This is a genomic window from Streptosporangium lutulentum (assembly GCF_030811455.1).
Classification (GTDB): Bacteria; Actinomycetota; Actinomycetes; order Streptosporangiales; family Streptosporangiaceae; genus Streptosporangium; species Streptosporangium lutulentum.
The window spans coordinates 5,270,093-5,292,449 of sequence record NZ_JAUSQU010000001.1; the positions used below are offsets into that span (position 1 = coordinate 5,270,093).

Genomic DNA, 22,357 nt, shown 5'->3' on the forward strand with positions numbered 1-22,357 from the left:
GCCGCCGTACGCTGGAATTACCTCCAACAGGAGTCAACATGCCATTCGGACATGACATGCTGCACTCACTCGCCGTTGTGGTCGACCTGGTCAACACCTCCCCCGGCACCGGGGGCGAAGACCGGCTGACCGACCTGCGAGAGCTCGGCGAATTCGTGGAGCGCTGGCAGATCAGCGGCATCGGCGAGCTCGGTGCCGCGGACCTGAGCCAGGTGCGCGCCCTGCGCGACGCCTTCCACAAGGTGTTCACCGCCTCCGGCCACGCCGCCACGGTCGCCTGGCTGAACTCCCTGCTGAGCGAGACCCGCATCACCCCGCGCCTGGCCGAGCACGACGGTCACCCCTTGCACGTCCACTACTTCGCGCCCGACGCCTCGCTTTACGAGCACCTCTCGGCCGACCTGGGCGTCGCCCTGGCCCACCTGCTCGTCGAGGACGAATGGGAGCGCCTGCGCACCTGCTCGGCTCCAGACTGCGGCAACGTCTTCTTCGACGAGTCCCGCAATCGCTCCCGCGTCTACTGCGACAGCCGCACGTGCGGAAACCGCATGCACGTCGCCGCCTACCGCGCCCGCCGCCGGGTCTGAGTCACGCTCCGCCGTCACCTGCCGACCGGGCAGGTGGGCGCATGAGGAAGGTCAGGGCCTGGCGGACGGGTCCGGCACGGCGTTGGGTACGGCTCCGCCGTACCTCCTGTCACGCTTGGCGTAGGTCTCGCAGGCCTCCCACAGGTCACGACGGTCGAAGTCGGGCCAGAGGCGGTTGAGGAAGACCATCTCGGCGTAGGCCGTCTGCCAGATCAGGAAGTTGGAGGTGCGCTGCTCGCCCGAGGAGCGCACGAACAGGTCCACGTCCGGGATCTGCGGCTCGTCCAGGTAGCGGGCGAAGGTCTCCTCCTTCACCCGGCCTGGCTTGAGCCGGCCCTCGGCGATGTCCTGGGCCATGCGCACGGCCGCGTCGACGATCTCGGCCCGGCCGCCGTAGTTGACGCAGAACTGCAGGGTCAGCGTGGAGTTGCCCGTGGTCATCTCCTCGGCGTCCCGCAGCTCCTGGATGACGCTCTTCCACAGCCGTCCCGGGCGGCCGGCCCAGCGGACCCGCACCCCCAACGCGTTGAGGCCGTCTCTCCGACGGCGGATGACGTCGCGGTTGAACCCCATCAGGAAGCGCACCTCGTCCGGGGAGCGCTTCCAGTTCTCCGTGGAGAAGGCGTAGACCGACAGGTAGGGGATGCCGAGCTCGATCGCACCCTCGATCACGTCGAAGAGCGAGGCCTCGCCCGCCTTGTGACCTTCGGTCCGCGGCAGGCCACGCTGTTTGGCCCATCGGCCGTTGCCGTCCATCACGATCGCCACGTGCCGGGGCACGAGGTCTCGGGGGATGGAGGGCGGGGTGGCGCCGGAGGGGTGAGGGACGGGTGGGCGGACGTTCACGTGGCAGGCTCCCTTTCTACGTGTCGAAGAGAGCGTATGCCGTGTTCGAGGTGCCATTGGAGGTAGGCGGCGACCAGGCCGCTGCATTCGGCGCGGTGCCGGGGGACGGAGGCGTCGGCGGCGGGCCAGTCGCCCCGCAGGAGCGCGAGCATCAGGGCCAGGGTCGCCCCCTCGGGCACCGCGGCGCCGGCGGGACGGCAAGCCCCGCACACCACGCCTCCCGACACGATGGCGAACGCCCGCACCGCGGGGGCCTTGCACCGGGCGCACGACTCCAGGGCGGGGGCGTAACCGGCGACGGCCAGCGAGCGGAGGAAGTAGGCGTCGAGGACGAGCCGGGCCTCGTGCTCCCCCGAGCCGAGCGTGCGCAGACCGCCGACGAGCAGCAGGAACTGGCGGAGCGCGGGCTCCTTCTCCCCCATGATCAGCCGGTCGGCGGTCTCCAGCATCGCGACGCCCGCCGTGTAGCGCGGATAGTCGCTGACGAGCGCCTCGCCGTACGGGCGGATGGTCTCGGCCTGGGTGATCACGTCGAGTGTGCGGCCGGTGTGGAGCTGGAGGTCCACGTGGGTGAACGGCTCAAGCCGGCCGCCGAATCGCGAGGTCGTCCGCCTGACGCCCTTGGCGACGCCCCGGACCTTGCCCGTGCGTCTGGTCAGGATGGTGACGATGCGATCGGCCTCACCCAGCTTGTGGGTGCGGAGCACGATGCCGTCGTCCCGGTACAGACTCACCTGTGCAGTCTAGCGTCGTTCTTTCATACCGTTTCATGCCGTGTACACGGTCGGCGGACAGCCGAAACCCGGCACCCGAATCCAGATCTTCGCACGTCGGCGCGTGAGCGGAGGCCGTCGCCGAGGGCGGCGCGGTGGCTCCTCCGTCCCCGTTTCAGGGGCTCTCCGCGAACGGACCGGAGGGCGGTACGGTCAACGTGCCGGGACCAGGTCCAGGACGAACAGCCGGACCAGGTCGTCGAGGCGGTAGTGGAACCGCCCGGCCTGCCCCGAGGCGACCACCGAGACGAACCGGGCCTCGACCAGGGCGTCCAGGCAGGCTTCGGCATCCGCGTGGTTCAGGCCGCAGACGGCGGCGGCGGTACCGACCGCGAACTCGACCGATCCCAGCCTGGCCAGCTGGGCCAGCGCCTTCCGGGCGTCCTCCCTCAGCCGCGAGTGGCTCTGCCGCAGGCCGTCCCGTATGGCCAGGTCCGCGACGCTCAGCTCGTCCAGACGGCGGTGTTCGTCACGCAACATGACGACCAGGCCGGAGATCGGCCAGTGAGGACGGGCGGCGAGCCGGGCGCCGCAGATGCGTACCGCCAGGGGCAGCCTGTCGCACAGCTGGACCAGTTCGGCGGCGGCCTCGGGCTCGGCGGCCAGCCGCTCGTGCCCGACGATGCTCGCCAGCAGGTGGACGGCGTGATCGACCTCGAACCGGTCGAGGTCCACGATTCTCGCGCCGCCGATGCCCACCAGCCGGGACCGGCTGGTGATGAGGACCGAGCAGGTCGCCGAGCCGGGGAGCAGCGGCCTCACCTGCGCCTCCCCCACGGCGTTGTCGAGCACGACCAGGATGCGGCGGTTGTCCATGAGGCTGCGGTACAGGGCCGTTCGTTCGGCCAGGTCCTCAGGGACGGCCGCGTGGCCGACGCCGAGCGCCCGCAGGAACCGTCCGAGCACCCGGGCGGGAGCTTCGGGGACGGCTCCGGCGCCGCCCAGGTCGGCGTAGAGCTGGCCGTCGGTGTAGGTCGGCACCAGCCGGTGGGCGAGGTGCACGGCCAGGGCGGACTTGCCCGCTCCGGCGGGACCGGTGACACCCGCGACCGGCGCGGCCGGTCGCATCGGATCGTCCAGCACCCCGCTCAGATGATCGAGGAGAAAGGCGGTCGCCTTGTCCCGCCCCGTGAAGTCGGCGATGTCGGCGGGAATCTGGTGAGGCACGACCGGACGCCCCCATCCCATGCCGTAGGTCCGCTCGAACCCTCCGAGTACCGGAGGGTCCTGGTCGAGCACGGCGAGGTGGGCGCGCTGGGCGTCGGCGCTGGGCGCGACGCCCAGCTCGTCGGCGAGCCTGGATCTCAGCCGTTCGTACTCCATGAGCGCCTCGGCGGGCCGGCCGCAGGCGGCGTACAGCTCGATCAGGCGTGTGTGCAGGGGCTCGTCGAACGGACGGGCCTGGGCCAGGGCGCGGGTTCTCGGCAAGAGCAGCTCGGGGGCCTGGACCGAGATGGCGAGCGCGGCCAGCCGCTGCAGGCACGTGGCGTGGTCGTCGTCCAGAGCCCGCACCACGGGGTCCTCCCGCACACCGTCGGGAGCGCCCTCCAGCACGGGACCACGCCACTGTTCGAGCGCGTTCATCAGGTTGGCCAGTCGCTGATGCGGGTCGAGGCCGGAGATGTCGGAGTCGGCGGCCAGGGCGACGCGGAACCGGGTGGCGTCGACGGACCCGTCCGGTAGCCGCAGCCGGTATCCACCGTCGACGTGCTCGATGGAGGCGACCGCGCCGACCGTGTCGCGCAGCCAGGAGCGCAACCGCGACACGGCGGTGCGCAGGGCGATCACGCTGCCGACGCCGTGGTCCCACACCTGCTCCAGCAGCTGTCCCTCGGCGACGATTTCTCCGTTGTGCAGCAGCAGAGCGGCCAGGAGCATGCGGGGATGACGTGCCGGCAACGCCACGGCGACCCCGTCCCGGCACACCTGGAGCGGTCCGAGCATCTGGAAGTCGTACACGGAAGCAATCTGATCGACGGTCATGTCTGTCCTACGCCTGAATCTCTCGCTGACACTTCGCAAAAGTCATAGTCAAGCCACATATAGCGGTGTTTGCGGAAGTTGCAATCGTATGGCTAATGATCAGAAATGTCCGCCCTTTAACGTTCCATATGTCATCAATCCGCACCTTGCGCATGATGACGTAACACGCAGTAACGGCGGATCCGGACATTGATCTCCGGACAGTGATAAACGTGCAGGAATTCGGATAATGCAACATACGGTAATTGGCCGATTCCTTGATGTCGTGAACGCCGGCCCCGACCGCGTCGCGGTGCGTTCTGCCGATTCCTCGGTCACCTACGCCGAACTGGCCGCCGCCGCCGGGGGAATCAGGCACCTCGTCGCCGCCGCGGGAGGCCGCCCGGGGGCACGCGTCGGCCTGTTGACCGGCCACGACGCAAAAACCGTCGCCGCCGTTCTGGGAACCCTGCTCACCGGCTGCGTCTACGTTCCGCTGGACCCGTCGTACCCCGTGCCGCGGCTGGCGTACATGCTCGGCGACGCCGACGTTTCCGTGCTGGTCACCACGCGGAGACACGAGGCACTCGCCCGGACCCTCCTGGGAGAGCGGTCCTGCGAGGTGGTCTTCGTCGAAGACGCGATCCCGACGGCCCCGGCGATCGCCGGATCGATCGATCCCGACGGCCTGGCCTACCTGCGATACACCTCAGGATCCACCGGCGTGCCCAAGGGCGTGGCCCAGAGCCACCGCAACCTGGCGCACTGCGTCGACAACCAGATCGAAAGCCTGTCGATCACCTCCGAGGACCGGCTCAGCCTGCTCGCCTCGGTCAGCTTCGACGCCTCCATCCCGGACATCTACCCCGCCCTGCTGGCGGGCGCGACCGTGGTGCCGATCGACGTCCGCGCCCTCGGGCCGGACGAACTGGTGCGGCACCTGGCCGAGCTGGGGGTGACCGTCTACCACTCCACCCCGACGCTCTACCGTTACGTGCTCGACGCGCTGGGGTCCCATGGCCGGCTGCCCTCGATACGCACCGTTCTGCTGGGCGGCGAGCGGGTGACCCGGTCCGACGTGATCGCGGGCCGGGGGCGTTTCGCCGACGCCTGTGCTTTCGTCAACGGTTACGGTGCCACCGAGGCCACCTTCGTGGCCCACTACCGGACCTCTTTCGACTCGCCGGCCGAGCCGGAGACCGGACCCTCGCTGCCGATCGGGCACGCTCTGCCGGGCTACGAGGTGGTGCTGCTGGACCCCCGCCCCGGCGAGGGCGAGGCCGAGGGCGTGGGCGAGATCGCCGTCCGCAGCCCGTACCTGGCACTGGGGTACTGGCGGGATCCGGAGCGCACCGCCGAACGGTTCACCACCGACGACGACGGCAGGCGGGTCTACCGCACCGGAGACCTCGGGCGTGAGCTCCCCGACGGCACGCTGGTCTGCCTCGGCAGACGCGATCGGCAGATCAAGGTGCGCGGGTTCCGCGTCGAACCGGCCGAGGTCGAGGCGCACCTGGCGGGGCAGCCGGGGGTGGCCAGAGCCGTGGTCACGCTCGCCGGCGACAGGCTCGTCGCCCACGTCCAGCCCTCCGCCGCCGCCGTACTGGATCCGGCCGCGATGCGGCGGACCGCGGCCGAGGTCCTCCCCGACCATCTGGTGCCCGCGGCGATCGTGGTGCTCGACGCGCTGCCGCTCACCCCGACCGGCAAGGTGGACGTCCAGGCCCTGCCCGCGCCGGGCCCCGCCCGCGACGGCGAACGGCCCGCCACCCCCGCCGAGACCACCGTGCACGACGCCTGGTGCGAGGTGCTCGGCGTGGCCCGGATCGGCGTGACCGAGCCGTTCTTCGACGCGGGCGGCCACTCCCTGCTCCTGGGACGGCTTCAGCGGCTGCTGGCCGCCGCGTTCGGGACACCGGTATCGATGATGACCCTGTTCGAGCACACCACGGTGCGCGCCCAGGCCCGTGCCCTGGCCGCTCCGGACGACACGTCGCCCGCTCCGGGTGACGCGCCACCCCTCCGGCCCGCCGTCGCGGAGCTCCCCGGCCCCGACGACGACACCCTCGACGGGCACATCGCCGTGGTCGGCCTGGCCTGCAGGTTCCCCGGCGCACCCGGCCCCGCCGCCTTCTGGTCCGTGCTGTCCGACGGGGTGGACGCCATCTGGGACTACTCGGACGCGGAGCTGCGCGAGCTGGGCGTCGGGGAGTCGTTGCTGGCCGACCCCGCGCACGTGAAAGCCGGCGGGAAGCTGGACGGGGTGGCGGACTTCGACGCGGAGTTCTTCGGATTCGGCGCGGAGGAGGCCGCCCGCACCGATCCGCAGCACCGGCTGTTCCTGGAGACGGCCTGGGAGGCCCTGGAGGACGCCGGCTACGACCCTGACCGGTTCGACGGCCAGATCGGCGTGTTCGCCTCCGCCGCGGCCAACCGGTACTTCCTGTTCCACCTGTTCGGCAACCCCGCCGCCGGAACGCCGGCCGACCCCGACGACTGGGAGGGACGGCTCCTGTCCCACCAGGGCTCCGACCACCTGCCGGGACAGGTCGCCTACCGGATCGGCCTGACCGGCCCGGCGATCGCGGTGCAGAGCGCCTGCTCCAGCTCCCTGGTCGCGGTCTGCCTGGCCGCCCAGAGCCTCGCCGACCACCGCTGTGACCTCGCGCTCGCGGGCGGTGTCACCGTCACCTGGCCGAGGCACCGGCACACCCCCGGCGGGATGGTCTCCTCCGACGGCCGGTGCCGCGCGTTCGACGCCGCGGCCGACGGCTCGGGGTTCTCCAGCGGGAGCGGCGTGGTGGCGCTGAAGCGGCTCGCGGACGCCATGGCCGACGGCGACCACGTGTACGCCGTGATCCCCGGCTGGGCGATCGGCAACGACGGCGCCGCGCGGGCCGGCTTCGCCGTACCGGGCCTGGCCGGGCAGGTGGCCGCGGTGACCGAGGCCCTGGAGGACGCGGAGATCTCCCCCGACGAGGTCGGCATGGTGGAGGCCCACGGCAGCGGCACACCGCTGGGAGACGCCATCGAGGTGGAGGCGCTGACCCGCGCCTATCTCGCGGCCGGCGCGCGGAGCACCGGAGGATGCGCGCTGGGTGCGGTCAAGACCAACATCGGCCACACGGACGCCGCCTCCGGAATCGCGGGGTTCATCAAGGCGGTCCTGTCGGTACGGCACCGGCAGATCCCCGGCAACCTGCACCTCACCTCCCCCAACCCCCAGCTCGACCTGGACCGTGGACCGTTCTACCTGCCCACCAAGACGACGGACTGGCCCGCCGGCCGCCGGCGCGTCGCGGGGGTCAGCGCGATCGGCATCGGCGGCACCGGCGCGCACGTCCTGGTGGCCGAGGCGCCGGAGCCGCCGGCCGCGGCGCCCGCCTCCGGGCGCCGGTACCTGTTCCCCGTCTCCGCCCGCTCCCCCGAGGCCCTGCGCGCCGCGATCGTACGGCTCCGCGACCACCTCGCCGACAACCCGCACCTGTCACCGGCCGACGTGGCCTACACCCTGACGGCCGGACGCCGTTCCTTCGCCCACCGGGTCGTCGTGGAGTGCGGCAGCCTCGCCGAGGCGATCACCGCACTCGACCCCGACCGGCTGTCGTCCCAGGCTCACACGCCGGAGACGCCGCCCTCCGGCCCCGCCGTCCCAGGCCGGCGGATACCCCTGCCGACCTACCCCTTCCAGCGGCAGCGCCACTGGATCGACCTGCCGGGAGGCACCCGATGACCACCCTGACGGCTCGTTGGTTCCGGTGCTCACAGCCGTTGCCGCGCGCGGCGTTCCGGCTGTTCTGCCTGCCGTACGCCGGTGCGGGCGCGGGCGTGTTCCATCCGTGGCCGTCCGCCCTCGCTCCCGGCGTGGAAGTCGTGGGCATCCAGTTGCCGGGCAGGGAGAACCGGATCGTCGAGCCGGCCGAGATCGACCTGTCCGAGCTGGCCACCGCGGTCGCCGACGCCGCGGCCGCCGACAACCGTCCCTACGCGCTGTACGGGCACTCGCTGGGCGCGCGGCTCGCGTTCGAGGTGGTACGGCTGCTGCGCCGTGCCGATGCGCCCCTGCCGGTCCGGATGTACGTGGGCGCCGCCCGCGCGCCGCACCTGAGCGGGTCGGCCATGTTCGACGGGCTCTCCCTCCTCTCCGACGACGAGCTGGTCGCCCGGGTCGTGGCCGGAGGCGGCGTGCCCGAGGCGGTCGCCGACGAACCGGAACTGCTGGAGCTGCTGCTGCCGGCGCTGCGGGCGGACTTCACCTGGCTGGACGACTACGTGTACCAGCCAGAACCGCCGCTTCCGGTGGCGATCACGGCCTTCGCCGGCACCCTCGACCGGGCCGTCTCGGTGGAACAGGTGGCCGCGTGGGAACAGCACACCACCGCCGGGTTCGTCCTGCACCGCATCGACGGCGACCACTTCTTCCTCCAGGACCGGCTGACGGATCTGACCGCCCTCCTGACGGCGGACCTCATGACCGCGGGCGGTGTGAGGTGACGAAGGTGAACCTGGGCGACACCGGCTGGTCGGTGTGGACCGACGCGCTGCTGCGCACCACCGGATTCCCCGCCGACGGACTGAACGCCTTCGCCGCACCCTCGGCCGCCGCAGCCGCCGACGACCTCCTGACCGGCCACGGCTCCACCGACGCCTTCGACAAGGCCCTGACCGAGGCGATCACCACCGGAGCGCAGAAGATCTGCGACATCGCCGCCGACCCGCTCTTTCGCGAAGCCGTCACCTGGCAGAACCCCGGCGTCCTCGTCGCCCTGGACGGCCTGCTCACCGGCGGCCCCCACGCCACCCGCAACGTCCGCCGCCGCGACCGCGAACGCGCCGTCCTGCGCTACTGGCAACGCTACTGCGCCAAAAACGAGACCATCGGCTTCTTCGGACCCGTCTGCTGGATCACCGTCGCCCCGGACACCGATCAGATGGTGGAGATCCGTACCGGAGCGGGCCTGCTGCGCGAACGCCGCGTGTTCTTCGAGGGCTGGGCGATGACCGCCTACGCCGACCACCTCGCCACCGACCCGCGCGTCCGCCGCTGGTGGCCACCCGCCCTCCTGCCGCACCTCACCCTGCACGAACGGCAGATCCTGCGGCCCCTGCAACCGCCCCTGCCGCTGTCCTCACCCGAGGCCGCCCTGCTGGCCCGCTGTGACGGACGCACCCCCGCCGTGAACGTGGTCGCCGAACTCGCCCGCCCCGAAGACGGCTACCTCCTCCTGGAACGACTGGTCGAGCGCGAGCTGATCACCTGGGACGCCGCCCTGCCCATCGGCCGCGACGCCGAACACGAACTCCGCACCCGCATCCACGCCATCGGCGACCCCGACCTGCGCGAACAGTCACTGAACGGCCTGGACCGGCTGTGCGCCGCCCGCGACACCGTCGCCGCCGCCGCCGGAGACCCCGACACCCTCAAAACCGCCCTCGCCACCCTCGACACCGAGTTCACCGCCCTGACCGGCGCCCCACCCCGCCGCCGCGACGGCCAGATGTACGCCGGCCGCACCCTCTGCTACGAAGACACCACCCGCGACCTCGACACCGTCATCGGCACCACCCTCCTGAACGACCTCGCAGCACCCCTCGCCATCACCCTCACCACCGCCCGCTGGCTCACCCATGAGATCGGTTCGGCCTGCCGGGACGTCCTGCGGGGCCTGTACGACGAGCTGAGGGAGGACACCGAGGGTCCGGTACGGCTGGCCGACCTGTGGTATCTCGCCCAGGGGCTGCTGTTCGCCGGTGGCGAGAATCCCTTTCGCGCGGTGGCAGATGACTTCGCCCGACGGTGGGCCGAGCTGATCGGCGTGTCGATCGCACCCGAGGGCGACGCCCCGGTCCGGTTGTCCTCCGCCGACCTGGCCGAGCCCGTGGCCCGGCTCTTCCCCGCCGAGCGGCCCGGCTGGTCCAGCGCCCGGATCCACAGCCCCGACCTGCAGATCTGCGCCACCGACGTCGACGCGATCAACCGCGGCGACTACCAGGCGGTCCTCGGCGAACTGCATCCGGCGTGGGCGCCGTTCGACAGCGCCCTGTTCAGCCCGTTCCACCCCGACCCCGATCGGCTACGCGCCCACTACGACCTCGATCTGGGGCCGGATCGAATCCGGATCCTGTATCCGGAGGACTACCCCCGCAACACCAGCCGCACCGGTTACGGGCTGGTCGGGCCCGGCGACCGGCAGCTGGGCATCGACAAGGCCCGCGGCGCCGACCCCGACCGGCTGTTGCCGTCCACCTCCGTCACCGTCTCCGACGAGGACGGCGCCCTGATCGCCACGGCGTCCGACGGGCACCGATGGCCGCTGATCGAGATGTTCGCCGGGATGCTCAGCACGCAGCTGATGGACGCGTTCAAGCTCACCCTGCCCCTCTCGCACGTCCCCCGGATCACCATCGACCGGCTGGTCATCACCCGCGAGACCTGGCGCACCACCGTCGCCGACACCGGACTGGCCACCATCACCGACGAACGCGAACGCTACCTCGCCACCCGCACCTGGCGAGGACACCTCAACCTGCCCGACCAGGTCTTCGTCAAGATCGGCACCGAAGTGAAACCCTGCTACTTCGACCTCACCAGCCCCCACTACACCGGCCTCCTGTGCACCATGCTCCGCACCGCCGGAGAAGACGCATCCGTAACGGTCAGCGAAGCCCTGCCCACCCCCGACCAGGCCTGGGTCCCCGACCACAACGGCAACCGCTACTTCAGCGAACTCCGCCTGCAGATCACCGACCCCGCCACCGCGGACGGTGTGAGGTGACGAAGGTGAACCTGGGCGACACCGGCTGGTCGGTGTGGACCGACGCGCTGCTGCGCACCACCGGATTCCCCGCCGACGGACTGAACGCCTTCGCCGCACCCTCGGCCGCCGCAGCCGCCGACGACCTCCTGACCGGCCACGGCTCCACCGACGCCTTCGACAAAGCCCTGACCGAAGCGATCACCGCCGGAGCGCAGAAGATCTGCGACATCGCCGCCGACCCGCTCTTTCGCGAAGCCGTCACCTGGCAGAACCCCGGCGTCCTCGTCGCCCTGGACGGCCTGCTCTCCGGCGGCCCCCACGCCACCCGCAACGTCCGCCGCCGCGACCGCGAACGCGCCGTCATCCGCTACTGGCAACGCTACTGCGCCAAAAACGAGACCATCGGCTTCTTCGGACCCGTCTGCTGGATCACCGTCGGCCCCCACGCCCCTCAGGCACTGCAGGTCCACGCAGGAGCGGGCCTGCTGCGCGAACGCCGGGTGTTCTTCGAAGGCTGGGCCATGACCGCCTACGCCGACCACCTCGCCACCGACCCGCACATCCGCCGATGGTGGCCACCCACCCTGCTCCCCCACCTCACCCTGCACCAACGACAGATCCTGCGCCCCATGCAACCGCCGCTGCCGTTGACGGCGCCGGAAGCGGCATTACTGGCCCGCTGCGACGGACGCACCCCCGCCATCGACGTCGTCACCGAACTCACCCGCCCCGAAGACGGCTACCTCCTCCTGGAACGACTCGTCGAACGCGAACTCATCACCTGGGACGCCGCCCTGCCCATCAGCCGCGACGCCGAACACGAACTCCACACCCGCATCGAAACCATCGGCGACCCCCTCCTCCGCGAACGATCACTCACCGGCCTGGACCGGCTGTGCGCCGCCCGCGACACCGTCGCCGCCGCCGCCGGAGACCCCGACACCCTCAAAACCGCCCTCGCCACCCTCGACACCGAGTTCACCGCCCTGACCGGCGCCCCACCCCGCCGCCGCGACGGCCAGATGTACGCCGGCCGCACCCTCTGCTACGAAGACACCACCCGCGACCTCGACGCCGTCATCGGCACCACCCTCCTGAACGACCTCGCAGCACCCCTCGCCATCACTCTCGTCGCCGCCCGCTGGCTGACGGCGACGCTGGCCGACGCATACGGGACGGCGCTGCGGGAGCTCCACGACGACCTGCGGGAGGGCACCGACGCCCCGGTGCGCCTGGCCGACCTGATGTCTCTGTCCCAGGGACTGTTCTGGGGAACCGGACGGCGTCCCGCGGACGCCGTCGCCGAGGAGTTCACCCGGCGCTGGGAGAGCCTGTTCGGCCTTGACGGGAGCGACACCCCTGTCCGGCTGTCCGCCGCCGACCTGGCCGAGCCCGTGGCCCGGCTCTTCGCCGCCGAGCGCCCCGGCTGGTCCACCGCCCGGATACACAGCCCCGACCTGCAGATCTGCGCCACCGACGTCGACGCGATCAACCGCGGCGACTACCAGGTGGTCCTCGGCGAACTGCACGCGGCGTGGCCGACGTTCGACAGCGATCTCTTCACCGTCTGGCACCCCGAGGTCGAACGGCTCCGGGAGCAGCTGACCGCCGACGTCGGGCGGCACAGGGTCCGGCTGCTCCATCCCGACACCTGGCCCCGGTACACCGGACGGGTCGCGGCGTCGCTCACCGGCGCCACCGACCGGCTGCTGGGGTTCGCCGCGGCGCGGAGCGCCGACCCCGACCGGCTGTTGCCGTCCACCTCGGTCACCGTCTCCGACGAGGACGGCGCCCTGATCGCCACGGCGTCCGACGGGCACCGATGGCCGCTGATCGAGATGTTCGCCGGGATGCTCAACGGACTCGCCGTCGACGCGTTCAAGCTCACCACGCCCACTCCCCACGTCCCCCGGATCACCATCGACCGGCTGGTCATCACCCGCGAGACCTGGCGCACCACCGTCGCCGACACCGGACTGGCCACCATCACCGACGAACGCGAACGCTACCTCGCCACCCGCACCTGGCGAGGACACCTCAACCTGCCCGACCAGGTCTTCGTCAAGATCGGCACCGAAGTGAAACCCTGCTACTTCGACCTCACCAGCCCCCACTACACCGGCCTCCTGTGCACCATGCTCCGCACCGCCGGAGAAGACGCATCCGTAACGGTCAGCGAAGCCCTGCCCACCCCCGACCAGGCCTGGGTCCCCGACCACAACGGCAACCGCTACTTCAGCGAACTCCGCCTGCAGATCACCGATCCCGCCACCGCGGACGGTGCGCGATGAACGACCTGTTGTCCCCCTCCGCGGGGAACCCGCCGTCCCGGCCGGGAACGGACTCCTCGCACCTCGTGGAGACGACCGCCGCCGACCTCATCGTGGCGCGGGCTCGCGCCGTACCCGACGCGGTCGCGGTCGCCCAGTGGGACGAGAAGATCACCTATCGCGAGCTGGTCGGCCGCGCCGCGGCGCTCTCCGCCCGGCTCGGCGCGCTCGGCGTCGGGCCGGAGAGCAGAGTCGGGATCTGCGTGGAACGGCGCCCCGAGATGGTCGTCGCGGTCCTGGGCGTCCTGCTCGCCGGCGGCTGCTACGTACCGCTGGATCCGGCCGGTCCGCGGCTGCGGCTCCGGGACATGACCGCCGACGCCGGCCTGGACGTCGTGGTGTGCGACCAGGCGGGAGCGGAGGCGGTCGGCGAGGCGGGTCCGCGGTGCGTCGCCGTACCCGGCCCGGCGGAGGAGCCGGTCGATCTGACCGCCGTGCCCGCCTGCCCCGCCGCGCCGGACAACCTCGCCTACGTGTTGTACACCTCCGGCTCCAGTGGGCGGCCCAAGGGCGTGCTCGTCACCCACCGCAACCTGGTCTCGTTCGTCGTCGCATACGTCACGAACGTCGGGGCCGACCACACCACCCGCGCGCTGGGGTTCTCCTCCCTCGGATTCGACGCCTCCTCCATCGACCTGTTCGTGCCGCTGTCCGTGGGCGGGTCGGTGCAGCTGGCCGACGACACCGACCGCACCGACCCGGCCCGGCTGCGGCGGTTCATCGCCGAGCACCGGGTCACCTGGGGATTCGTCACCCCGGCTGTGCTCTCCCTGCTCGACCCGGTCACGCTGCCCGGCTGGCGGGTGGTGATGTGCGGCGGCGCCGCGGTGCCGCCCGAGCTGGTCGATCGGTGGGCGGCGCCCGGCCGACGGTTCGTCAACATCTACGGGCCCACCGAGACCACGGTGGTGGTCGTCACCGACGAGCTGACCGCGCCGCAGGTCACGCCGGTGCCGATCGGCTTTCCCACGCCCGGCCACCGCTGCCATGTCGTCGACGACCGGCTCCGCCCGGTCGAGCCCGGCGTCGAGGGCGAACTGCTGGTCGGCGGCCCCGGCGTCACCCGCGGATACCTGAACAGTCCCGGTCTGACCGCCGGGGTGTTCGTGCCGGACCCGTTCTCCGGCGAGCCGGGCGCGCGGCTCTACCGGACCGGGGACATGGTGCGGTACGCCGACGACGGGCGGCTCGTCTACCTGGGCCGCCGCGACGGGCAGATCAAGGTTCGCGGCCAGCGGATCGAGCTCGGCGAGGTCGCCGCCGTGCTGCAGGAGCACCCGGCGGTGGCGCAGGCGGCCGTGGAGGCGCTGCCCCGGACCGGCGGAGATCTGGAACTGGTCGCGTTCCTCACGCCGCGGGACGCCCCCGCCGACATCGGCTACGCCGCCTCGCGGCTGACCGCGGCGATGCTGCCGGGGCGCGTGCTGCGCCTGCCCGAGCTGCCGCTCACCTCCTCCGGCAAGGTGGACCGGGCCAGGCTGCGGGAGCTGGCCGACGAGGAACGCCCGGCCGACGTCTCGCCGGAAGGGGGAACGGCCGCGGAACGGGCGCTCGCGGCGATATGGCGGCGCTTCGGCGTCGGCGCCGACTTCTTCGCGAGCGGAGGCGACTCGATCACCGCGATGCGGCTGGTCGCCGCCGTCCGGGACGAGCTGGGCCTGGACGTGACGGTGGACGACGTGTTCGCCGGCCGTACCCTGCCGGAGATCGCCAGGCGGTTCGGCAAGGCCCCCCGGCTGCCCGGCCCGGAGCTTGTCCTCGGCCACCCGCCGACCCTGGCGCCACCGCAGCGCCGTCTGTGGTTCCTGGACCAGCTGGCGCCCGAGGCCGCTCCGTACAACATCGCTCTCGCCGAGAGACTGCTCGGCTCCCTGGAGGTGCCCGCGCTGCGGGCCGCGCTGCGGGCGGTCGCCGAACGGCACGCCGTGCTGCGCTGGCGAATCCGGCAGAACGCCGGGGTGCCGTACGCCGTCTGCGAGCCGCCGTCCGAGGTGGACCTGACCGTGGTGGACCTGAGCGGGTACGGCCTGGCACAGCGGGACGTGCAGCTGCGCACCCGGCTGTCGGCCGGCGCGGCAGCGCCGTTCGACCTGGCGGGCGGTCCCCCCTGGCGGGCGTGGCTGTACGTGCTGGGCCCCGACGAGCACGTGCTGGCGCTGACCCTTCACCACGCGGTGTTCGACGGCTGGTCCCAGGACACGCTCTACACCGACCTGTCCGCCGCCTACGCGGCCGCCGTCACCGGTCCGGCGGCGGACCTGGCGCCGTTGCGGGCGTCGTACGCCGACTACGCGGTCTGGCGGGCCGAGCGGGACCGCCGCACCGGTGAGGCGGACCTGGCCTGGTGGACCGAGCACCTGGGCGGGGCGCCCACCGTACTGGAGCTGCCCCGCGACCGGCCCCGCCCGGCCGTGCAGACCTACCGGGGCGCCGAGGCCCGGGTACTCCTGCCGCCCGGAGTGGACGCCGCGGTCCGCGCGCTCGCCGCCGACCTCGGGGCCACCCCCGCGGGGGTGCTGCTGGCCGGGCTCGGCCGGCTGCTCCACAGACTCACCGGCACCGCCGACCACGTGATCGGCGCGGTCATCGCCGACCGGCGGGTGGCCGCCTTCGACGACCTGGTCGGGTTCTTCATCGACATGGTCCCGCTGCGGCTGCGCTCGGACGACGACGCCGACTTCGCCACCCTCGTACGGCGGTGCGCCCGCGAACTGCTGGACATCGCCGCGCACCCGGCCGCCCCGCTGGAACGCGTGGTCGAAAGGCTCGGCATCCGCCGGGACCCGTCCCGTGCCCCGCTGGTGCAGGTCATGTTCAACGTGTTGAACCTGAAAGAGCCCCGGCTGGGGTTTCCCGGCCTGAGCAGCGAGACGATCGAGGTCGACAAACCGGGGTCGCCGTTCGACATGACCGTGTACGTGGCGGAGCGAAACGGCGGATTCTCCGTCGAGGTCGTCTACAACCCCGACCTGTTCGACGCCGTCAGGATCGAGGCGATGCTCGCCGACTATGTGAACGTGCTCGGCGCGCTGGCCGCCGACCCGGCCACCCCGGTGGGCGCGGTCGCCCTGCCCGGACGGGTCACCCCCGATTCCGCGCCCGGCGCCATGCGGGTCGCCGAGCCGCACACGCCGCCCCCGAACCCGGGGAACGGGTCGAGCGCCACCGAACAACTGATCGCCGCGATCTGGCGTGAGGTCCTGGAACGGGACACCGTCGGCCCCGACGACAACTTCTTCGACATCGGCGGTCACTCACTGGCGCTCGCCGCCGTGCACGCCCGCCTGTGCGTCCGGCTCGACCGTGAGCTGCGGATGGTGGACCTGTTCCGCTACCCGAGCATCCGTGCCCTCGCCGTCCACCTCGACACCCAGGCCGACGGCCCCGTCGAGGACGGCAGTTCCGAAATCGCCCGTGCGACCTCCCGTGCCGAGGCGCGGCGCAACCGTATCCGACGCCCGCGACGCGTCAACAGCACCACCGGACAGGAGAACGACCATGACCAGTGACGTCACCGACGAGGGCGTCGAGCCGATCGCCATCGTGGGGATGGCCGCCCGGGTACCGGGCGCGGCAGACATCGGCGAGTTCTGGCGCAACCTGGTCGACGGCGTGGAATCGATCACCACCTTCACCCGCGAGGAGCAGGTGGCCAGGGGCGTGCCCGAGGAGGACGTCGACGATCCCAGCTGGGTGTCGAAGGCCCCGTACGTGGAGGGGTACGACCAGTTCGACGCCGAGCTGTTCGGCCTGACCGCGCGAGAGGCGGAGATCCTCAACCCGCATCATCGGCTGTTCCTGGAGTCGTGCTACTCCGCGCTGAACGACGCCGGAACCGACCCGGCGCGCTACGACGGCGCCATCGGCGTCTACGCGGGCACCGGGGGCAACCAGTACCTGTGGGAGAACCTGGCCCGCAACAAGCGCGTGTGGGACACCCGTCACGGCATCGGGCTCGCCACCGCCAACTCGCCGAACTACGTGGCCACCACCGTGTCGTACCGGCTGAACCTGCGCGGGCCCAGCCTGACCGTCCACACCGCCTGCTCCACGTCGCTGGTCGCGCTCCACCTGGCCTGCGAGGCGCTGCGTGGCGGCGAGTGCGACATGGCCCTGGCGGGCGGGGTGAACGTGGAGCACCCACCGGCGAGCGGATACATCGGGGTGGAGGGCTTCACCTCTCCCGACGGTCACTGCCGGCCGTTCGACGCCGACGCGAACGGCACCGTCTGGGGCAGCGGCGTCGGCGTCGCCGTCCTCAAGCGGCTTGAGGACGCCATCGCCGACGGCGACCACATCCGCGCGGTGGTGCGGGGCAACGCGATCAACAACGACGGCGCCGGCAAGGTCGGTTTCTCCGCGCCCAGCGTCGACGGGCAGGCCGCCGCGGTCGCGCAGGCGGTCGGGCTGGCCGCGATCGACCCACGCACGATCGGCTACGTCGAGGCGCACGGCACCGGCACCGCGATGGGCGACCCGATCGAGGTCGCAGCGCTGTCCGCGGTGTACACGCGGGGCACGCGGGACCGCGGCTGGTGCGGCATCGGCTCGGTGAAGTCCAACATCGGCCACCTCAGCCAGGCCGCGGGCATCATCAGTGTGATCAAGGCGGTGCTGGCCCTGGAGCACGGGCTGATCCCGCCGACGATCAACTACGAGCGTCCCAACCCGGCGATCGACTTCGACGACACCCCGTTCTACGTGGCGTCCACGCTGAGCAAGTGGGAGACCGACGGCGGCCCCCGGCGCGCCGGGGTGAGCTCCTTCGGCATCGGAGGCACCAACGCGCACGTGGTCCTTGAGGAGGCCCCGCGCGTCGCGGCCGACCCCCTGCCCGCGCGGCCCGCGCACCTGCTGCAGGTGTCCGCCAGAACCGCCACCGCGCTGGACGCGGCGGTGGAGCGGCTCGCCGGGCATCTGACCGCCGACGAGGGCCTCGACCTCGCCGACGTCGCCCACACGCTGCGGGTGGGCCGGCCCGCGTACCCGCACCGGGCCGCGGTGGTGGCCGCCGACCGCGCCGACGCGGTCGCCGCGCTGCGGGACCGCAAGCGCCGCCGCAGGGGGGAGTCCGGCGTCACGCCGCCGGTGGCCTTCCTGTTCTCCGGGCAGGGCGCGCAGTACGCCGGCATGGGCGCGCAGCTGTACCGGACCGAACCGGTGTTCGCCGCCGCCGTCGACGAGTGCGCGGGCCTGCTCACCGAGCACCTCGGTCTCGACCTGCGCGACCTGATGTTCGGTTCCGCGCCCGACGCCGACGAGACGCTCCGGCAGACGCGCCTCACCCAGCCGGCGCTGTTCACCGTGGAGTACGCCCTGGCCCGGCTCTGGCAGAGCTGGGGAGTACGGCCCGCCATGATGATCGGCCACTCCATCGGCGAGTACGTCGCCGCGACCGTCGCCGGGGTCTTCACCCTGGCCGACGCGGTGCGCCTGGTCGCCGCCCGCGGCTCGCTGATGCAGTCGATGCCGCCGGGCGCGATGCTCGCCGTCCAGCAGGACGAGTCGGTGCTGGCGGGCCGGCTGCCGGACGGGGTGTCGGTGGCGACCGTCAACGGTCCGGGCACCTGCGTGGTGGCGGGCTCCCCGGACGCGATCGAGGCGTTCGCCGAGACCCTGAAGTCGGAGGAGGTGGGCTGCAAGGCCCTGCGCACGTCCCACGCGTTCCACTCGCCGATGATGGAGCCGATCCTCGCGGAGTTCACCGCACTGGTCGCCTCGGTGCCGCGGCGGGCTCCGAGCCTGCCGTTCTGGTCCAACGTCACCGGTGAGCTCATCACCGCCGAGCAGGCGACGGACCCGGGATACTGGGCCGACCACCTGCGGCGGCCGGTGAGGTTCGGCGCCTGCGTCGCCGGGCTGTTCGCCGCATACGGCGACACGCCGCCGCTGCTCGTGGAGTGCGGCCCCGGACGACAGCTGGCCGGGCTGGCCAGGATGCAGCTGCCCAAGGGGGCGCCCGCACCGCTGCCCAGCCTGCCTGCGCCCGGGGAGCGGAGCGGGGACGCCGCCACCGTCTACGACGCCGCGGGCACGCTGTGGGCCGCCGGAGTGCCGCTGAGCGCGGGCTTCGGCGTGGCGAGCCGGCGGGTGCCGCTCCCGGCGTACCCGTTCGAGCGCCGGCGCTACTGGATCGACGCCGACCCGGTCGATCAGGCCGCCACCGTCCCGGTCCGGCGCCGTGGCCCGCTGCCGCTGGCCGACTGGTTCGCGGTGCCCACCTGGAGGCAGGCTCCCCCGGACCTCCGCGAGACCGAGCTGGGCGACTGCCTGGTGCTCGCCGACGGGCCCCGCGGTGAGGAGCTCGTCGCCGGGCTCCGTGCCCGGGGCGCCACCGTGCGGGTGGCCGGCGCCGGTGAGCGCGAGGCGCTGCTCGCCGACGGGACCCCCACCAGGATCGTGCACGCCCTGGCGCTGGACGGCCCGCCCGCGGACGGTGGGATCACCGCCACCTGGGACGCGCAGGAGCGCGGCTTCCTCGACCTGCTGGACCTCGTCCAGGTCCTGGCCGCCGCAGGAGTGGCCGACGGGATCCACCTCGACGTGGTGTCGTCGGGCGCCTCGGACGCCCAGGGCGCCCTGCTCCGCCCCGAGCACGCCACCCTCGCCGGCATCGCCAGGGTGGTCCCGCTGGAACTGCCCGGCCTGACCGTCCGCCACATCGACGCCGACCCCGAGGCGGGCGCCGCGCAGACGGCCGACCTCGTCGCGGAGCTGCTGCGGCCCGCGGACGAGGCGGAGGTGGCGCTGCGCGCCGGCCGCCGCTGGGTCACCGACTACGCCCAGGTGCCCTTGACCAAGGAGTCCTCCGAGCCGGGAGCGGTTCGCCGGGAGGGCCGGTACTTGATCACCGGCGGGATCGGCGGGATCGGCATCACCCTCGCCGAGGACTTCGCCCGGCGGTCCCGCGCCCGGCTGGCGCTGCTCAGCCGGAGCGGTCTGCCGCCGCGGGAGGAGTGGGACACCCACCTGGCCGTGCACGGCGGCGCGGACCGGACGGGCCGTGCCATCCTCGCGATCCGGCGGATGGAGCAGGCCGGCGCCCAGGTGCTGGTCCTGGCCGCGGACGTCACCGACCCGGTCGAGCTGGGCGCGGCCCGGGAGCGGATCGAGGCCGAGTTCGGCGGCCTGGACGGCATCGTGCACGCCGCCGGCCTGCCCGGCGGCGGCATGGCCGAGGTGAAGGACCGTGCGGCGGCGACCGCCGTACTGGCTCCCAAGGTCGCGGGAACCCTCGCCCTGGCGCAGGTCTTCGGCGACCTCCCGCTCGACTGGGTGGCGCTCTGCTCCTCGGTGACCTCGGTGGTCGGCGGCTTCGGGCAGGTCGACTACTGCGCGGCCAACGCCTTCCTCGACGCCTACGCCCGCAGCGCCCACGGCTGGCGCGCCCCGGTCGTCTCACAGAACTGGGGCGGCTGGACCGAGGTCGGCATGGCCGTCGAGGTGTCCGCGCCCGACGGGTTCCGCGCCGCCCGGGGCGGGATGGCCCAGGCGATGGACCACCCCGTTCTCTCCACCCGGGTGAACGGTCAGGACGGAGGAGCCGAATGCCACGGGCTGGTGTCGGCCTCCACGCACTGGCTGCTCGACGAGCACCGCATCGGCCAGGTCGCCGTGGTGCCCGGCACCGGTCACCTGGAGTCGGTCCGGGCCGCCGTGGCCGCGTCCCTGCCCGCCCCGGACGCCGGCCACGTCGTGGAACTGCGGGACGTGGCGTTCCTGGAACCGTTCTCCGTCCCCGACGGGGGCACCGCGCAGTACCGGGTGGAGATGACCCCTTCGGCGGACGGCGCCGAGTTCCGGGTGGTGAGCCGTACGGCGGGCCGCTCCGCCACTCACGTGCGCGGATCGGCCGCGTGGGTCCGCCCGGAGCCGGCCGCGACGGTGGACGCCCCGTCGATCGTGGCCCGCTGCCGGCCGAGCTCCGCGAGTTCCGCGAGCTCCGCCGGACACGAGACGGGTCGCACCAGCATGCTCGTCTTCGGCCCCCGCTGGGACGCGCTGGGCGAGCACCACGTGGGCCCGGACGAGGAACTCGCCAGGATCGTCGCGCCTGAGGCCGCCCTGGCCGACCTGGGGCACTGGGTGCTGCATCCGGCGCTGCTCGATGTGGCCACCGCGTTCGGCGAAGGCCGCGGAGAGGGCAGCTACCTGCCGCTCTCCTACGGCCGGGTGCTCGTGCGCGGGCCGCTGCCCGCGCGGTTCTGGAGCCACCTGCGGTACGCCGACGGCGGCGACGACGTGGTCTCGGCGGATCTGACGCTGTTCGACGAGGACGGCCGGACGCTGGTGGAGATCGGCGACTTCGTGTTACGCCGGGTGAACCGCGACGCCGTCACCGGTGATCTGGCCTCCGTCACCGGCGACCCGGCCGAAGGGACCGCCGCGACGGCCGCGCCGGCCACGGACGGGATCACCCCCGTGGACGGCGCCGAGGCGTTCCTCCGGGTGATGGCCGCGCGCCTCGGCGCCCAGGTCGTGATCAACCCGCTGCCGGTGGCCGAACTCGCCGAACGGGCCAGAGCGCGGACCACCGACACCCTCGCCGGAGACCCCGGCGCCGGCGAGCTCCTTGAGACCGCGGCGTCAGGAGACGACGGCGCCGTGCCCCGCACCGAACTGGAGGCGACCATCGCGAGGGTGTGGAGCGACGGTCTCGGCGTGCCGCGGGTCGGCATCGACGACGACTTCTTCGAGCTCGGAGGCAACTCCCTGATCGCGGTGCAGCTCATCGCCTCCCTGCGCAAGGCCGTCAGAGTGAAGCTGCCGATGCGCAGTCTGTTCGAGTCCCCGACCGTGGCGGAGCTCGCGGTCGTCGTCGAACGGCTCCGTGCCGCCGACGGCGACGCCGAGCAGTCCCGCCCGGCCACCACCACCATCCCCAAGCTGGACCGCCGATGAACGAGGCAGGAAACATGACCGACGACCACTACCTGGTCGTGCGTAACGACGAGGAGCAGTACTCGATCTGGCCCGTGGGGCGTACCCTCCCCGCCGGATGGCACGACATCGGCTTCAGCGGAGCCCGGCAGGAGTGCCTGGACCACATCGAGACGGTATGGACCGACATGCGTCCGCTCAGCCTCCGCCAGGGCCGGTGA

Annotated in this window: 11 protein-coding genes; 8 read left to right on the plus strand and 3 right to left on the minus strand. The window is 72.5% G+C overall.

What is annotated here, in order from left to right; translation table 11 throughout:
- Window positions 1-38: 38 nt before the first annotated feature.
- Complete coding sequence (locus J2853_RS23535; protein ID WP_307561390.1) at window positions 39-587, plus strand: CGNR zinc finger domain-containing protein; 549 nt, start codon at window positions 39-41, stop codon at window positions 585-587.
- Window positions 588-638: 51 nt separating this feature from the next.
- Here the strand turns inward: J2853_RS23535 and J2853_RS23540 are convergent, their stop codons facing one another.
- The 3 genes from J2853_RS23540 to J2853_RS23550 all read right to left on the minus strand — a co-directional run bounded on the left by J2853_RS23540 (window position 639) and on the right by J2853_RS23550 (window position 4,189).
- The gene (locus J2853_RS23540) at window positions 639-1,433 is read right to left on the minus strand and encodes an isoprenyl transferase (protein WP_307561392.1); all 795 of its coding nucleotides are present in this window, start codon (window positions 1,431-1,433) and stop codon (window positions 639-641) included.
- Entirely contained in the window at window positions 1,430-2,167 is a 738-nt protein-coding gene (recO, locus tag J2853_RS23545; RefSeq protein WP_307561394.1) for a DNA repair protein RecO, read from the minus strand. The genes J2853_RS23540 and recO overlap by 4 nt, the downstream gene beginning before the upstream one ends.
- Before the next feature lie 192 nt (window positions 2,168-2,359).
- The gene (locus J2853_RS23550) at window positions 2,360-4,189 is read right to left on the minus strand and encodes an AfsR/SARP family transcriptional regulator (RefSeq protein ID WP_307561396.1); all 1,830 of its coding nucleotides are present in this window, start codon (window positions 4,187-4,189) and stop codon (window positions 2,360-2,362) included.
- A gap of 265 nt (window positions 4,190-4,454) precedes the next feature.
- Here J2853_RS23550 and J2853_RS23555 point away from each other — a divergent pair, with 265 nt between their 5' ends.
- Genes J2853_RS23555 through J2853_RS23585 form a run of 7 tightly spaced genes read left to right on the plus strand, consistent with a single transcriptional unit; the run spans window position 4,455 to window position 22,357 of the window.
- Window positions 4,455-7,901 carry an amino acid adenylation domain-containing protein gene (locus J2853_RS23555; RefSeq protein ID WP_307561398.1) on the plus strand — a complete coding sequence of 1,149 codons (3,447 nt, stop codon included), beginning with the start codon at window positions 4,455-4,457 and terminating at the stop codon, window positions 7,899-7,901.
- Window positions 7,898-8,662 carry a thioesterase II family protein gene (locus tag J2853_RS23560; protein WP_307561400.1) on the plus strand — a complete coding sequence of 255 codons (765 nt, stop codon included), beginning with the start codon at window positions 7,898-7,900 and terminating at the stop codon, window positions 8,660-8,662. The genes J2853_RS23555 and J2853_RS23560 overlap by 4 nt, the downstream gene beginning before the upstream one ends.
- Before the next feature lie 5 nt (window positions 8,663-8,667).
- Window positions 8,668-10,944 carry a lantibiotic dehydratase gene (locus J2853_RS23565; RefSeq protein WP_307561402.1) on the plus strand — a complete coding sequence of 759 codons (2,277 nt, stop codon included), beginning with the start codon at window positions 8,668-8,670 and terminating at the stop codon, window positions 10,942-10,944.
- Window positions 10,941-13,217 (plus strand): lantibiotic dehydratase, encoded by a 2,277-nt coding sequence (locus J2853_RS23570; protein WP_307561405.1) that lies wholly within the window; start codon window positions 10,941-10,943, stop codon window positions 13,215-13,217. Before J2853_RS23565 ends, J2853_RS23570 begins: the two co-directional genes overlap by 4 nt.
- Window positions 13,214-16,765: a non-ribosomal peptide synthetase gene (locus J2853_RS23575; protein ID WP_307561407.1), complete on the plus strand. Its 3,552-nt coding sequence runs from the start codon at window positions 13,214-13,216 to the stop codon at window positions 16,763-16,765. The genes J2853_RS23570 and J2853_RS23575 overlap by 4 nt, the downstream gene beginning before the upstream one ends.
- Window positions 16,755-22,157: a type I polyketide synthase gene (locus J2853_RS23580; protein WP_307561409.1), complete on the plus strand. Its 5,403-nt coding sequence runs from the start codon at window positions 16,755-16,757 to the stop codon at window positions 22,155-22,157. Before J2853_RS23575 ends, J2853_RS23580 begins: the two co-directional genes overlap by 11 nt.
- Entirely contained in the window at window positions 22,154-22,357 is a 204-nt protein-coding gene (locus tag J2853_RS23585; RefSeq protein WP_307561411.1) for an MbtH family protein, read from the plus strand. The genes J2853_RS23580 and J2853_RS23585 overlap by 4 nt, the downstream gene beginning before the upstream one ends.